Source organism: Pandoraea terrigena (assembly GCF_902459705.1).
Classification (GTDB): Bacteria; Pseudomonadota; Gammaproteobacteria; order Burkholderiales; family Burkholderiaceae; genus Pandoraea; species Pandoraea terrigena.
Genome location: NZ_CABPRU010000007.1, coordinates 63,386 through 76,260, shown reverse-complemented (window position 1 = coordinate 76,260; position 12,875 = coordinate 63,386). Strand labels below are relative to the sequence as shown.

Annotated in this window: 17 protein-coding genes; all 17 read right to left on the bottom strand. The window is 64.7% G+C overall.

All coding sequences use genetic code 11. The features are described from left to right. Positions 1 to 6: 6 nt before the first annotated feature. Positions 7 to 363, bottom strand: coding sequence for a phosphoribosyl-ATP diphosphatase (locus PTE31013_RS15365; RefSeq protein ID WP_150613647.1), 357 nt, complete (start codon positions 361 to 363; stop codon positions 7 to 9). 5 nt (positions 364 to 368) lie between these two features. Beyond that, complete coding sequence (gene hisI / locus PTE31013_RS15360; RefSeq protein ID WP_150613646.1) at positions 369 to 767, bottom strand: phosphoribosyl-AMP cyclohydrolase; 399 nt, start codon at positions 765 to 767, stop codon at positions 369 to 371. Between the two features lie 17 nt (positions 768 to 784). Then, complete coding sequence (gene hisF, locus PTE31013_RS15355) at positions 785 to 1,558, bottom strand: imidazole glycerol phosphate synthase subunit HisF (protein WP_150613645.1); 774 nt, start codon at positions 1,556 to 1,558, stop codon at positions 785 to 787. A gap of 38 nt (positions 1,559 to 1,596) precedes the next feature. Then, on the bottom strand, positions 1,597 to 2,346 hold the full coding sequence (hisA, locus tag PTE31013_RS15350; RefSeq protein WP_150613644.1) for a 1-(5-phosphoribosyl)-5-[(5-phosphoribosylamino)methylideneamino]imidazole-4-carboxamide isomerase: 750 nt from the start codon (positions 2,344 to 2,346) through the stop codon (positions 1,597 to 1,599). Positions 2,347 to 2,537: 191 nt separating this feature from the next. Then, positions 2,538 to 3,176, bottom strand: a complete 639-nt coding sequence (hisH, locus tag PTE31013_RS15345) for an imidazole glycerol phosphate synthase subunit HisH (protein ID WP_150613643.1) — start codon at positions 3,174 to 3,176, stop codon at positions 2,538 to 2,540. After that, on the bottom strand, positions 3,173 to 3,799 hold the full coding sequence (locus PTE31013_RS15340) for a MarC family protein (RefSeq protein ID WP_150613642.1): 627 nt from the start codon (positions 3,797 to 3,799) through the stop codon (positions 3,173 to 3,175). The genes hisH and PTE31013_RS15340 overlap by 4 nt, the downstream gene beginning before the upstream one ends. Before the next feature lie 105 nt (positions 3,800 to 3,904). Beyond that, on the bottom strand, positions 3,905 to 4,492 hold the full coding sequence (gene hisB / locus PTE31013_RS15335) for an imidazoleglycerol-phosphate dehydratase HisB (RefSeq protein WP_150613641.1): 588 nt from the start codon (positions 4,490 to 4,492) through the stop codon (positions 3,905 to 3,907). A 27-nt stretch (positions 4,493 to 4,519) separates the two neighbouring features. Beyond that, positions 4,520 to 5,584 (bottom strand): histidinol-phosphate transaminase, encoded by a 1,065-nt coding sequence (gene hisC, locus PTE31013_RS15330; RefSeq protein ID WP_150613640.1) that lies wholly within the window; start codon positions 5,582 to 5,584, stop codon positions 4,520 to 4,522. A gap of 108 nt (positions 5,585 to 5,692) precedes the next feature. Next, entirely contained in the window at positions 5,693 to 6,109 is a 417-nt protein-coding gene (locus tag PTE31013_RS15325) for a hypothetical protein (RefSeq protein ID WP_150613639.1), read from the bottom strand. A 148-nt stretch (positions 6,110 to 6,257) separates the two neighbouring features. Next, complete coding sequence (gene hisD / locus PTE31013_RS15320) at positions 6,258 to 7,580, bottom strand: histidinol dehydrogenase (protein WP_150613638.1); 1,323 nt, start codon at positions 7,578 to 7,580, stop codon at positions 6,258 to 6,260. Beyond that, positions 7,577 to 8,257 carry an ATP phosphoribosyltransferase gene (gene hisG / locus PTE31013_RS15315; RefSeq protein ID WP_010808174.1) on the bottom strand — a complete coding sequence of 227 codons (681 nt, stop codon included), beginning with the start codon at positions 8,255 to 8,257 and terminating at the stop codon, positions 7,577 to 7,579. Before hisG ends, hisD begins: the two co-directional genes overlap by 4 nt. Further along, on the bottom strand, positions 8,254 to 9,531 hold the full coding sequence (gene murA / locus PTE31013_RS15310; protein ID WP_246174629.1) for a UDP-N-acetylglucosamine 1-carboxyvinyltransferase: 1,278 nt from the start codon (positions 9,529 to 9,531) through the stop codon (positions 8,254 to 8,256). The genes hisG and murA overlap by 4 nt, the downstream gene beginning before the upstream one ends. 59 nt (positions 9,532 to 9,590) lie before the next feature. Then, positions 9,591 to 9,830 carry a BolA family protein gene (locus PTE31013_RS15305; RefSeq protein WP_150613636.1) on the bottom strand — a complete coding sequence of 80 codons (240 nt, stop codon included), beginning with the start codon at positions 9,828 to 9,830 and terminating at the stop codon, positions 9,591 to 9,593. Between the two features lie 18 nt (positions 9,831 to 9,848). After that, the gene (locus tag PTE31013_RS15300; RefSeq protein ID WP_150613635.1) at positions 9,849 to 10,628 is read right to left on the bottom strand and encodes an ABC transporter permease; all 780 of its coding nucleotides are present in this window, start codon (positions 10,626 to 10,628) and stop codon (positions 9,849 to 9,851) included. Continuing rightward, positions 10,625 to 11,551, bottom strand: coding sequence for an ABC transporter ATP-binding protein (locus PTE31013_RS15295; RefSeq protein ID WP_150613764.1), 927 nt, complete (start codon positions 11,549 to 11,551; stop codon positions 10,625 to 10,627). Before PTE31013_RS15295 ends, PTE31013_RS15300 begins: the two co-directional genes overlap by 4 nt. A gap of 327 nt (positions 11,552 to 11,878) precedes the next feature. Then, positions 11,879 to 12,136 (bottom strand): STAS domain-containing protein, encoded by a 258-nt coding sequence (locus tag PTE31013_RS15290; RefSeq protein WP_150613634.1) that lies wholly within the window; start codon positions 12,134 to 12,136, stop codon positions 11,879 to 11,881. Positions 12,137 to 12,140: 4 nt separating this feature from the next. Further along, the gene (locus PTE31013_RS15285) at positions 12,141 to 12,761 is read right to left on the bottom strand and encodes an MlaC/ttg2D family ABC transporter substrate-binding protein (RefSeq protein ID WP_150613633.1); all 621 of its coding nucleotides are present in this window, start codon (positions 12,759 to 12,761) and stop codon (positions 12,141 to 12,143) included. Positions 12,762 to 12,875: the final 114 nt, after the last annotated feature.

The following is a 12,875-nucleotide window of genomic DNA, read 5'->3' as shown; positions in this document are numbered from 1 at the left end:
GGGAAATCAATCTGCGTGTTCGCCACGGATGCCGCGCTGCGCCTTTTCCACGAGCCCCGACAACCCTTCGCGGCGCGCCAGTTCGGCGAGCACTTCGTTCGGGCTCAGGTCGTGATGCGCGAGCAGCACCATGCAGTGAAACCACAGGTCGGCCGTCTCGTTGACAAGCTTCTGGCGCAGGTTATCGGCCCCGCCGATGCGAATATCCTTCGCCGCGAGCACCACTTCAGTGGCCTCTTCGCCGATCTTCTTGCAGATGGCATCGTCGCCCTTGTGGAACAGACGGGCGACGTACGATTTGTCGGGGTCGCCCCCCCTGCGCGAGGCGATCACCTCGGCCACACGCTCCAGCGTATCGTTCATGGCGCTCACTTGTAGATCTTGTGCGGGTCCTTGAGCACCGGCTCGACGGATGCCCATCGGCCATCCTCGACGCTACCCTCGAACTTCTGGAAGAAACAGGAATGGCGACCGGTGTGGCAGGCAATGCCGTCGATCTGCTCGACCTTGATCAGCACCACGTCTTCGTCGCAGTCCAGACGAATCTCGTGCACCTTCTGCACGTGGCCCGACTCCTCGCCCTTGTGCCACAGCCGCTTGCGCGAACGCGAATAATAGACGGCCTCGCCAGTCTCGACCGTGCGCGCGAGCGCCTCACGGTTCATCCAGGCGAACATCAGCACATCGTTGCTGCCGACTTCCTGCGCAATGACGGGCACGAGGCCCTGCGCGTCCCAAGCTACCTTGTCCAGCCAATCTTGCGTCATGATCCGTCGAATTCCGTTCAGAGCCGCACCGAAATACCCTTGTCGGCCATGAAGCGTTTCGCTTCGCCGACCGTGTGCTCGCCGTAGTGGAAGATACTCGCGGCAAGCACGGCGTCCGCGTGGCCTTCGGTCACGCCGTTGGCCAGGTCGGCCAGTGATCCCACGCCGCCCGATGCGATCACGGGAATGCTCACGGCGTCCGACACCGCGCGCGTGAGCGCCAGGTCGAAGCCGCTCTTCGTGCCGTCGCGATCCATGCTGGTGAGCAGGATTTCGCCCGCACCAAGGGTCTCGATCCGCTTGGCCCAGGCCACGGCGTCGAGCCCGGTGGCTTGGCGGCCGCCGTGTGTGAAGACCTCCCAGCGCGGCGCGTCGCCGTCGGCGGACACACGCTTGGCGTCGATCGCCACGACGATGCACTGCGAGCCGTACTTGGCGGCCGCGTCGGCCACCAGTTGCGGATTGGCCACGGCCGACGAGTTCATGCTGACTTTGTCGGCACCGGCGTTGAGCAGGCGGCGCACGTCGGCCACCTCGCGCACGCCACCGCCCACGGTCAGCGGAATGAAGACCTGCGCGGCCACCGCCTGGATGATCGGCAAGATGAGGTCGCGCCCGTCAGAGGTCGCCGTGATGTCGAGGAACGTCAGTTCGTCGGCACCCTGTTCGTCATAGCGACGGGCGATCTCGACGGGGTCGCCCGCGTCGCGAAGTTCGACGAAATTGACACCCTTGACCACGCGGCCAGCCGTCACGTCCAGACACGGGATGATGCGTTTAGCGAGAGCCATGATGTTGGCAGGCGAGGCGGCCGCAGCCGTGGTCTCGCTTATGCCGCTCCTCCGGAAAGCTCGTCGGCACGCGTTTGCGCCGCCGAGAAGTTCAGGTCGCCCGAGTAGATCGCACGGCCGCAGATAACGCCTTCGACGCCCTCCCGCTCGACCTGGCAAAGCGCATCGATATCGTCCAGGTTCGACAGCCCGCCGCTGGCGATCACCGGCACCGTCACGGCCTGCGCGAGACGTACGGTCGCCTCGATGTTGATGCCCTGGAGCATGCCGTCGCGGCCGATATCGGTGTAGATGATCGATTCGACGCCGTAGTCCTCGAACTTGCGCGCCAGATCCACGACTTCGTGGCCGGTGAGCTTGCTCCAGCCGTCGGTGGCGACCTTGCCGTCCTTGGCGTCGAGACCGACGATGATGTGCCCGCCGAAGGCAGTGCACGCATCGCGGAGGAATCCGGGATTCTTCACCGCCGCCGTCCCGATGATGACGTACGACAGACCGTCGTCGAGATAGCGCTCGATGGTGGCCAGGTCGCGAATACCACCGCCCAGTTGCACGGGAATATCAGCCCCGACCTCCTGAATGATGGTGCGGATGGCCGCTTCGTTGCGCGGCTTGCCGACGAATGCGCCGTTCAAGTCCACCAGGTGGAGGCGGCGCGCGCCTTGCTCGACCCAATGTCGAGCCATGGCTGCGGGGTCTTCCGAGAATACGGTGGCTTGATCCATGTCGCCTTGTTTGAGGCGAACACACTGACCGTCTTTAAGGTCGATGGCCGGGATGAGCAGCATAGGCAATCGTGAAACGTCGCTAGAGGGAGGTAAAGGGAATTCGCAGACTACGCGGACAACATAAAACCGACCCCAGCCTTGCCGGGTATCGGCACGTCGGGATCGGATTCATCAACATGACACAGTATAAGCCGGGACGCCGGGCATGCTCCGAGAGACATCCGGGCGCGAACGCGCCAAACGGATCACGATCAGGGCTTCCACTGCGCAAAATTACGATACAGGGCAAGGCCGGCCTGAGCGCTCTTTTCCGGGTGGAACTGGGTGGCGAAGATATTATCTTGGGCCACTGCACAGGTAAAGGGCACTCCATAGACCGTCTCGCCGACCGTCAACTCGGGTCTTGCGGGCACAACGTAATAGCTGTGCACGAAGTAAAAATAACTGTCGTCGGGCACGCCGGCCCACATCGGGTGGGGCTGCGTCTGGCGCACACGGTTCCAGCCCATCTGCGGCACCTTGAAGCGCGAGCCGTCGTCCTGCACCTGGCCCTCGAGTTCGAAGCGCACCACGCGGCCCGGCAGCAGGCCGAGCGCGGGCGTATTGCCCTCTTCGGACATGTCGAACAGCATCTGCTCACCCACGCACACACCGAACATCGGCTTGGTGGCGGCGGCCTCGACCACCGCTTCGCGCAGGCCCGATTCATTCAGGCAGCCCATGCAGTCGCGCATCGCGCCCTGTCCCGGCAGCACCACGCGGTCGGCGGCGCGAATCTCAGCGGCGTCGCTGCTGATGCTCACATCGGCCTCCGGCGCGGCCGCACGCAGCGCCTGATAGACCGAGCGCAGGTTGCCCATTCCGTAGTCGACAATCGCAATCTTATTCATCTCAAACCCGGCAGCAGTATTTTCAAACCATCGATAATGAATTCCACGGCCAGCGCCGAGAGGATCAACCCCATCAGACGCGTGCCGATATTGATGCCCGTACGCCCGAGCCAGGCTTCAAGGCGCCCGGCGCTGCGCAGCGCCACCCAGCACACCGCGCCCAGGCCCACGCCAATCGCCATGAGCATCAGGATCTGCGCCCAGCCGTGCGCACGCCCCGAGTAAATGATCACGGTACTGATCGTACCCGGTCCGGTGAGCAGCGGGATCGCGAGCGGCACCACGGCGATGTTGGGTCGCTCCTCCGCTTCGTCGCGCTCTTCCGCCGTCGAGCGCGTGTTCCCGGTCTGCGCGTTGATCATGTTCACTGCCATGAGCAACATGATGACGCCGCCGCCAACTTCAAGCGACGCGATCGAAATACCGAAGAAGCGGATGATGGCTTCACCGAACAGCCCCGAGCCCGCGACCACCAGGGCGACGGCGATCGCCGCGACATTGATCGTACGTCGCTTCTCATCGCGCGTCTGCGATGACGTCAGGCTGATGAATAGCGGGATCGCCCCGAGCGGATTGATCAGGGCCAGCAACGAGATGAAAAACTTGAAGGCGTCGAGCGTCATAGGGGGCACACGGCGCCGGCGGCCAGCCGGTCGATGAATCGTCGCAGGAGCGCCGGCCTCGCGGACCGACGGGCTATCGGGCCGGCAGCGCCGGCCCGTCTCGCGTTACAGGCTTCCCTTCGTGGACGGCACAACACCCGCGGCGCGCGGGTCGATCTCGACCGCCATGCGCAGCGCGCGACCGAACGCCTTGAACACCGTTTCGCACTGGTGGTGGGCATTGATGCCACGCAGATTGTCGATATGCAGCGTGACACCCGCATGATTGACGAAGCCGCGGAAAAATTCGATGGTCAGGTCGACGTCGAAATTGCCGACGCGCGCCCGCGTGAACGGCACATGGAATTCGAGACCGGGACGGCCCGAGAAATCGATCACGACACGCGACAGCGCCTCGTCGAGCGGCACATAGCTGTGGCCGTAGCGCACGATACCCTTCTTGTCCCCGATGGCCTTGGCCACCGCCATGCCCAGCGAGATACCGACGTCTTCCACCGTGTGGTGATCGTCGATGAAGGTATCGCCGCGGGCTTCGACATCCATGTCGATCAAGCCGTGGCGCGCGATCTGGTCGAGCATGTGGTCCAGGAACGGCACGCCGGTATCGAGTGTCTTGCGGCCGGTGCCGTCCAGGTCGATCTTGACGCGTATTTGCGTTTCGCTGGTATCGCGAACGACTTCCGCAATGCGCATGATGGTGAGTTCTCGTCGTATGGCTTGTTAGAGTGATGCGGCCAGGGCTTCCACCATTGCCGCATTCTCCGTGGGGGTGCCGACCGTCAATCTCAGGCAATTGGCCAGCAATACGTGCATTTTACCCACGTTTTTGATCAACACCTTGTGTGCGAGCAGCCCCGCGTGGGTTTTGTCGGCATCCGGCACCCGCACGAGCAGGAAATTCGCATCGCTCGGAAACACACGGACCCCCGGCAGCACCGCCACGGCAGCGGCCAGGCGCGCCCGTTCGGCGCGCAATTCGGCCGCCTGGGCGTCGAGCACGTCGAGGTGATCGAGCATGAATTCGGCGCACGCCTGCGTGAGCACGTTGACGTTATAGGGCGGACGCACCTTGTCGATCGGGTCGAGCCATTGCGCGCTGCCCGCCACGTAGCCCAGCCGGATACCCGCCAGCCCGAGCTTCGAGACGGTGCGCATGACGAGCAGATGGGGAAACTCCGGCAGACGCGGCATCCACGTCTTCCCGGCAAACGGCTGGTACGCCTCGTCGATCACCACGAGGCCACGGCTGGCGGCGCGCACGAGCGTCTCGACGTCGTCGTCGGCGAACAGATTGCCCGTCGGGTTGTTTGGATAGGCCAGGTAGACCACTGCGCCAGGATGCGCCGCAATGGCGTTCAACATCGCCGGCATATCGAGCGAGAAGTCGGCGCGCAGCGGCACGCCGACGAACTCGATGCCCGCAAGGCGCGCCGACATCTCGTACATGACGAAGCCCGGCATCGGGGCGATCACGGCGGCTCCCGGCCGGGCCGTGGCCATCGCGATCATGCTGATGATCTCGTCCGAGCCGTTGCCCAGCAGCAGCTTGGCCCCGGCCGGCACGCCCATCGTGCGGGCGAGTGTATCGAGCAGCGCCTGTGGACGCGGCGCCGGGTAACGATTGAGCGCCACGTCGGCCAGGCGCTGCCCCAGCGCGCGGCGCAACGCCGGCGGCAGGCCGTACGGATTCTCCATCGCGTCGAGCTTGAGGAAACCGCTGGCGTCAGGGACGGCGTAGGGGCTCATGGCGAGCACATCGGTACGAATCACTTGGTCGACGGACATGGCAGTAGATGAGGATCGGGCGACATCGCGCAAAGGCGTTCGAAACGGTTCGAAACGGTTCGAAACGGCTCGAAACGGCTCGAAACCGTCGCAATGGGTCGAAAAGGATTAGTTGAAGGCGAATGTCAGCCGTCCGGCGTCGGCACCGTCGATCTTGACGATGCACCGGCGGCCGGTCTCCACGCTACCGAGGGCATCGGTAATGCGCTGCAACCGCACGCCGGTCTGCCAGGACAGCGCCTGCGCTGCCGCCGGACTCACGCGCGCGGGCGCCGCTTCCGCCTCGCATCGCATCGCCACCAGGCGATTGCCGACGCGCCCGAACAGACCATGGGCCACTTCGTCGTCCGTGCCACGCAGCGCGATCTTGCCGCCAAGCCGCAACACGTAGATGTCGTTATCGAACGCCTGACGGCTCACGCATACCGTCATGCGCTCGACGGACGTGCCGTCGAACGTGGCGTGCTGGCAATATTGACTGGCGGCGCAGACCGAGGCACTGGCCGCCATCCCGAGGGCGAACACGGCGCCCACCCGCCGAACAGCCCGCTGGAAGCGGACGGGCAGCGACCATGAAGATGACCACGGGGAACCCGCGATGGCGCGGATCCGACGCCAAGCGATGGCCCACGTCGTTGGACAATACGCGGGCCGCAGGGCGTCGTCGCGCATGTCAGGACTCGCGACGCAGACGGTATTCGGCGCTGCGCGCGTGCGCTTGCAGGCCTTCGCCGTAGGCCAGTTCCGCGGCGATTTCGCCGAGCATGCGGGCGCCGCCCTCGCTCACTTCGATCAGGCTCGAACGCTTGATGAAGTCGTACACGCCCAGTGGCGACGAAAACCGTGCCGTGCGCGATGTCGGCAGCACGTGGTTGGGACCGGCGCAGTAATCGCCCAGGCTCTCACTCGTGAACTTGCCGAGGAAGATCGCCCCGGCGTGGCGAATCCTGTCGCCCCACTGCCGTGGGGTTTCGGCCGAGATCTCGAGGTGCTCCGGCGCGATCACGTTGGCGATCTCGCACGCTTCGGCCATGTCGCGCACCTTGATCAGCGCGCCACGGCCACGCAGTGAGGCGGCGATCACGTCGCGACGCGGCATCTCGTCGATCTGGCGCTCCAGCGAAGCGTGCACGCGTGCGAGGTACGCGGCGTCCGGGCACAGCAGGATCGACTGCGCGAGTTCGTCGTGTTCGGCCTGCGAGAACAGGTCCATGGCAACCCAGTCGGGATCGGTCGTGCCGTCGCAGATGACAAGGATCTCGGACGGCCCGGCGATCATGTCGATGCCGACGGTGCCGAACACGCGGCGCTTGGCGGCGGCCACGAAAGCGTTGCCCGGGCCGACGATCTTGTCGACGGCCGGCACCGTCGCGGTGCCGTAGGCCAACGCCGCGACGGCCTGTGCGCCGCCGATGGTAAACACGCGATCCACACCGGCGATTTGCGCGGCGGCAAGCACCAGCGGGTTCTGCACGCCATCCGGCGTGGGCACCACCATGACGATCTCTTTCACGCCCGCCACACGCGCCGGGATGGCGTTCATCAGCACCGACGACGGATACGCCGCCTTGCCGCCCGGCACATAGATGCCCACGCGATCGAGCGGCGTGACCTTCTGGCCCAGCACCGTGCCGTCCGGCTCGGTGTATTGCCAGCTATGGCTGCCGCACTCGATGCGCTGCTTCTCGTGATACGCGCGCACGCGGGCCGCCGCGGCTTCGAGCGCCGCGCGACGCTTCGGCTCGAGGCACTCGAGCGCTGCCGCCAGCGCTTCGGCGGACAGCTCCAGCGCCGCCATGTCGGGCGCGCGCAGACGGTCGAACTTGTTGGTGTATTCGATGACGGCGGCATCACCTCGCGTTTTCACGTCGGCGAGAATATCGGCCGCCGCTCGATCGATGGCGGCGTCTTCGCTCGCCTCGAACGCCAGGACATCGCGAAGTTGCGTCGCGAAGCCTTCGGCGGAGGAGTCGAGTTTGCGAATATCGAGTTTCATGCTGTTTGCCGGGAAGCCTGCTCGAAAGCATCCAGAATAGGCTGCAACGACTCACGCTTCAACTTGAGTGCAGCCTGATTGATCACGAGGCGGGACGAGATGTCCATGATCTCCTCCACTTCCACCAGATTGTTGGCCCGCAGCGTGCCGCCGGTGCTCACCAGATCGACGATCGCGTCGGCCAGGCCCACGAGCGGGCCCAACTCCATCGAGCCGTACAGCTTGATCAGGTCGACGTGCACGCCCTTGGCCGCGAAGTGCTCGCGCGCCGTCTGCACGTACTTGGTCGCCACGCGCAAGCGCGCCCCCTGACGTACTGCATTTGCGTAGTCGAAGCCCTTCGGTACAGCAACAGACATGCGACAACGCGCAATGTTCAAATCGATCGGCTGATACAGGCCGCCACCGCCATGTTCGATCAGCACATCCTTGCCGGCCACGCCGAAGTCGGCGGCACCATACTGCACATAGGTCGGCACATCGGTCGCGCGCACGATGATCACGCGCAGGTTCGGATCCGTCGTCGGCAGAATCAGCTTGCGGGAGGTCTCGGGGTCTTCCGTGACTTCGATGCCGGCGGCCGCCAGCAACGGCAGCGTCTCCGTAAAGATACGCCCTTTCGAGAGCGCCAGCGTCAGCGGTTGAGCGAGCGGCTGGGCGGGCTTGGCGGAACTCATGCAATGTCTCCCTGGCGCGCTTTGACGCGCCGGATTCGCGCGCCCACGGCGCACAACTTGGCCTCGATGCGATGATAGCCGCGATCGAGGTGGTGAATACGGTCGACGAGCGTGCGGCCCTCTGCCGTCAGCCCCGCGACGATCAGGCTGGCGGACGCGCGCAGGTCGGTCGCCATCACATGCGCACCCGACAGGCGATCCACGCCGGAAATCCGCGCCGTGTTGCCGTCGATGCCGATATTCGCGCCCAGACGCGTCAACTCCTGCACGTGCATGAAGCGGTTCTCGAAGATCGTTTCGACGACCTGCGACGCCCCTTCGGCAACGCAGTTGAGCGCCATGAACTGGGCCTGCATGTCGGTCGGGAACGCCGGATACTCCGACGTCCGGAAACTGACCGCCCGTGCGCGCCGGTCCATCGACACGCGCAGCCAATCCGCGCCGGCCGTCACGTTCGCGCCGGTTTCGCGCAGTTTCTCGATCACGGCATCGAGCGTGCCCGGCACCACGCGATGCAGCGTGATATCGCCGCGCGTGGCCACGGCCGCGCACAGGAACGTGCCGGCTTCGATCCGGTCGGGCACGACATCGTGCGTGGCGCCGCCCAGGCGCGACACCCCGGTCACCACCAGACGGTCCGTGCCGATGCCGTCGATCTTCGCGCCCATCTTCACCAGCAGTTGGGCCAGATCCGTCACTTCGGGTTCGCGTGCGGCGTTGGCCAGCACGGTGACGCCGTTGGCCAACGTTGCCGCCATGAGCAGGTTTTCGGTACCCGTCACGGTGATCATGTCGGTCACGAGCGTCTCGCCGCGCAGGCGCGCCGCCTTGGCGACGATGTCGCCATGCGTCAGCGTGATCTCGGCGCCCATCGCCTGCAGGCCCTTGATGTGCTGGTCGACGGGCCGCGCCCCGATCGCGCACCCGCCCGGCAGCGACACGCGCGCCTCGCCGCAACGGGCCAGCAGCGGGCCAAGCACGAGAATCGACGCCCGCATGGTCTTCACGAGGTCGTACGGGGCCGCCGGCTCCGTGATCTGCGACGCGTCGAGCGTCACCGATTCGCCGTGGCGCTCGATCTTCACCCCCATGCGCGCGAGCAGCGACAGCATGGTGCGCACGTCGTGCAGATCGGGGACGTTACCGAGCACCAGCGGCTCGGCCGTCAGCAGGCACGCGCACAGAATCGGCAGGGCCGCGTTCTTGGCGCCCGACACGGTAATCTCGCCCGCCAGCCGCTCGCCGCCCTCGATCTCCAGGTGGTCGGTGGCCATGCGCTCGCCAGCGGCGGTCTCGCCGTTGCCGGCGACGCCGGCGCTTTCTTGCGTAATCCTCATTGCGCCTGATACTCCGCGGGCGTGAGGGTCTTCATGGACAGCGCATGAATTTCAGCCTTCATGCGATCGCCCAGCGCGGCGTACACAAGTTGATGGCGGGCAATGAGGCGCTTGCCGGCGAACTGCTCGCTCACGATGGTCGCGAAGAAATGCTGGCCATCGCCTTCGACGGCCACATGCTCGCACGCCAGGCCGGCTTCGATGTAGTGTTTGATTTGTTCGGGGGTAGGCAGCATGGCCAATCCTAGAGAAGTTCAGTGACGCAATTTATAGCCACGGCGCAGCAAATTCAGCGCCACGGTTGCGACTATCAGAAAAGTCGCACCCACGACGGCAAGGCTGGTCTGCGGGGCGACGTCGGACACGCCGAAGAAGCCGTAACGGAACCCATCGATCATGTAGAAGAACGGGTTGAAGTGCGAGACAGCCTGCCACAGCGGCGGCAGCGAGTGAATCGAGTAAAACACGCCCGCGAGGAACGTTGCCGGCATGATCAGGAAGTTCTGGAACGCCGCAAGCTGGTCGAATTTTTCTGCCCAAATGCCCGCGATCAGGCCCAGCGTGCCGAGAATCGCCGCCCCGAGGAACGCGAAGCCCAAGATCCACAGCGGCGCGGCAAACGTCAGATGCGTGAACGTCACCGTCACCGCGAACACGCCTGCGCCCACACACAGCCCGCGCACGACGGCGGCGAGCACGTACGCGCCGTATATCTCCCAGTGCGACAGCGGGGGCAACAGCATGAACACGAGGTTGCCCGTGATCTTGGACTGGATCAGCGACGACGAACTGTTCGCGAACGCGTTCTGCAACACGCTCATCATCACCAGGCCCGGCACGAGAAAGGACGTGTACGTGATCTGGTCATAGACCTTCACGCGGTCTTCGAGCACGTGGCCGAAGATCATCAGGTACAGCAGCGCGGTGAGCACCGGCGCGGCCACGGTCTGGAAACTGACCTTCCAGAAGCGCAGCACTTCCTTGTAGAACAGTGTGCGGAATCCGATCCACCCGCCAACCCATGCGCCGCTCATGCTGCCACCTCCGTCGCGCGCGAACCGGACATGATCTGCACGAACACGTCCTCGAGGTCGGCCTTCTGGATATCGATGTCCTCGACGATGCAGCCCGCCGCCCGGCAGGTGGCGAGAATCGATTCCACTTCGTCGCAGCCCGACAGGCGCAGCGCGAACTGGGAACCTCCTGTGTCCTGCGCATCACTCAGCAACGGACGCAGTTCGTCAGGCAGCGTGCCCTGCTTGAAGCGCAGCACCAGACGCGTGCCCGCAAAACGCTGCAGCAGCGAGGTCGTGCGCTCGAGCGCCACGACTTCGCCGCGCTTGAGCATGGCAATGCGGTCGCACAGCGCTTCCGCTTCTTCGAGATAGTGCGTCGTCAGCACGATGGTGTGGCCTTCGCGGTTCAGGCGCGAGATGAATTTCCAGAGCGTCTGGCGCAGTTCGACGTCGACCCCGGCGGTCGGCTCGTCGAGCACAATCACCGGCGGGCGATGCACGAGCGCCTGCGCGACGAGCACACGTCGCTTCATGCCGCCCGAGAGCTGGCGCATGTTCGCGTCGGCCTTGTCGGTCAGGTCGAGATTCGCCATCACTTCGTCGATCCAGTCGTCGTTGTGTGCCAGGCCGAAATAGCCGGACTGGATACGCAGCGTTTCGCGCACGGAGAAGAACGGATCGAAGACGAGTTCCTGCGGCACCACGCCGAGTTTGCGGCGGGCATTGCGGTAGTCGCGCACGACATCGTGGCCAAGCACACTGATGCTGCCGGCATCCGCGCGCGCAAGCCCCGCGAGAATACTGATCAGCGTGGTCTTGCCGGCGCCGTTGGGACCGAGCAGACCGAAGAATTCCCCTTCTTCGATCGAAAAGCTGACGCCTTTGAGCGCCTGCAACGCTTGATAGCGCTTTTTGACGTGACGGATTTCGATGGCGGCCATTGACTGCACGCACCCGCCTGGCGGGTACGCCATATAGATTCTCCGGTCACGGCCGCCTGTGGGCGCCAACCGCTGAGATCGCGGCAGCAGCCACAGCGGCGGCGCGGGTGCCCGGATGAGGGTAACTGCCCAAAAGTCGGCAGAAAACCCCTGATTATAAAGGAAGCTGGTGGCGCCCGTGCTCACGCCCGGTCGAACGGCCCGGCAGCACCGGCGATGCCGTCATGCCAGTGGCACGTCGCGCTCGACCGGCGTCGCCGCATGGCGCATAAAAAAAGCGCCGTTGCGAGACGACGCTTTGCGTTGGGTCACCGTTGGCCGGACGAATCAGATCGAGAGCAAATGATCGACGCCATACACCAGCGCAAGGCTGGCCAGCCCCGTCGGCAGATTAGTGAACGCCAACGTCGAGCCACGCCGGACCGCGTGGCGACGCAGGGCCAGCAGCACGGCGAGCGCCGACGAGTCGAATTGCTTGAGCCCGGCGCAATCGATCTGGGTCTCGCCCGCGTCGATGCGATCGATGGCCTGCGCGAGGACGTCGCCGGCGGTGTCGTGCGTAAGGTTGGTCTGCAACGCGAGCATGCGCTTACTTGCCGCCTGCCAGTTGCTGGTTGCGCTGCGTCAGGAACTGAATCAGGCCATCGACGCCCGACTTGTTCACCTGCTCGGCGAACTGGTTGCGGTACGTCTGGATGAGCCAGGCGCCCAGCACGTTCAGGTCATACAGCTTCCATTCGCCGCTGGCGGTCTTGTACAGACGATAGTCGAGCTCGATCTGCTGACCGTTGTTGAGGACGTCGGTATAGACGACCGCGTCGGTGTCGCCGGGCTGACCGCGGAACGGCTTGTAGTTGACCTGCTGGTCGCGAATCTGGGCGATGGCACCCGCGTACGTGCGCAGCAGCAGCGTCTTGAATTGCTCGGTCAGTTGCTGGCGTTGCTGCGGAGTGGCGTTGCGCCATGCGGCGCCGGTCGCCAGTTGCGTCGTCTTCGCGAAGTCCGCGTGCGGCAGAATCTTCTGCTCGACCAGCTTGGTAATACTGTTCAGATCACCCTTCTGGATATTCGGATCGATCTTGGCCGCGGACATCACCTCGTTCACGGTCTGCTTGACCAGCACGTCGGGCGCCTGGGCCTGGGCCACGGCGGCGCCGGCGGCAGTGTACGTCATCAAAGCCATGACGGGAATGAGCCAGAACTTCTTCATTGTGGACTTCCTCTTTCGAGTGACGGGTGTTGCGGGGTTGGATACCCGTGTTGCGTCTGGAGTTCTCGGAATGCCGGCAGTGTCGTGTAACAAACTGTTGCCCGACGGGGCCTG

What these genes read in the sequence shown, in the direction of transcription:
- PTE31013_RS15295 (WP_150613764.1), bottom strand. Translation starts at nt 11,551, where the DNA reads ATGGCCGCCATCGAAATCCGTCACGTCAAAAAGCGCTATCAAGCGTTG.
- PTE31013_RS15285 (WP_150613633.1), bottom strand. Translation starts at nt 12,761, where the DNA reads ATGAAGAAGTTCTGGCTCATTCCCGTCATGGCTTTGATGACGTACACT.
- hisG (WP_010808174.1), bottom strand. Translation starts at nt 8,257, where the DNA reads ATGAGTTCCGCCAAGCCCGCCCAGCCGCTCGCTCAACCGCTGACGCTG.
- hisI (WP_150613646.1), bottom strand. Translation starts at nt 767, where the DNA reads ATGACGCAAGATTGGCTGGACAAGGTAGCTTGGGACGCGCAGGGCCTC.
- hisF (WP_150613645.1), bottom strand. Translation starts at nt 1,558, where the DNA reads ATGGCTCTCGCTAAACGCATCATCCCGTGTCTGGACGTGACGGCTGGC.
- hisA (WP_150613644.1), bottom strand. Translation starts at nt 2,346, where the DNA reads ATGCTGCTCATCCCGGCCATCGACCTTAAAGACGGTCAGTGTGTTCGC.
- hisD (WP_150613638.1), bottom strand. Translation starts at nt 7,580, where the DNA reads ATGAAACTCGATATTCGCAAACTCGACTCCTCCGCCGAAGGCTTCGCG.
- PTE31013_RS15300 (WP_150613635.1), bottom strand. Translation starts at nt 10,628, where the DNA reads ATGAGCGGCGCATGGGTTGGCGGGTGGATCGGATTCCGCACACTGTTC.
- PTE31013_RS15340 (WP_150613642.1), bottom strand. Translation starts at nt 3,799, where the DNA reads ATGACGCTCGACGCCTTCAAGTTTTTCATCTCGTTGCTGGCCCTGATC.
- hisB (WP_150613641.1), bottom strand. Translation starts at nt 4,492, where the DNA reads ATGCGCATTGCGGAAGTCGTTCGCGATACCAGCGAAACGCAAATACGC.
- PTE31013_RS15365 (WP_150613647.1), bottom strand. Translation starts at nt 363, where the DNA reads ATGAACGATACGCTGGAGCGTGTGGCCGAGGTGATCGCCTCGCGCAGG.
- hisC (WP_150613640.1), bottom strand. Translation starts at nt 5,584, where the DNA reads ATGTCCGTCGACCAAGTGATTCGTACCGATGTGCTCGCCATGAGCCCC.
- PTE31013_RS15305 (WP_150613636.1), bottom strand. Translation starts at nt 9,830, where the DNA reads ATGCTGCCTACCCCCGAACAAATCAAACACTACATCGAAGCCGGCCTG.
- PTE31013_RS15290 (WP_150613634.1), bottom strand. Translation starts at nt 12,136, where the DNA reads ATGCTCGCGTTGCAGACCAACCTTACGCACGACACCGCCGGCGACGTC.
- hisH (WP_150613643.1), bottom strand. Translation starts at nt 3,176, where the DNA reads ATGAATAAGATTGCGATTGTCGACTACGGAATGGGCAACCTGCGCTCG.
- murA (WP_246174629.1), bottom strand. Translation starts at nt 9,531, where the DNA reads ATGGCCACCGACCACCTGGAGATCGAGGGCGGCGAGCGGCTGGCGGGC.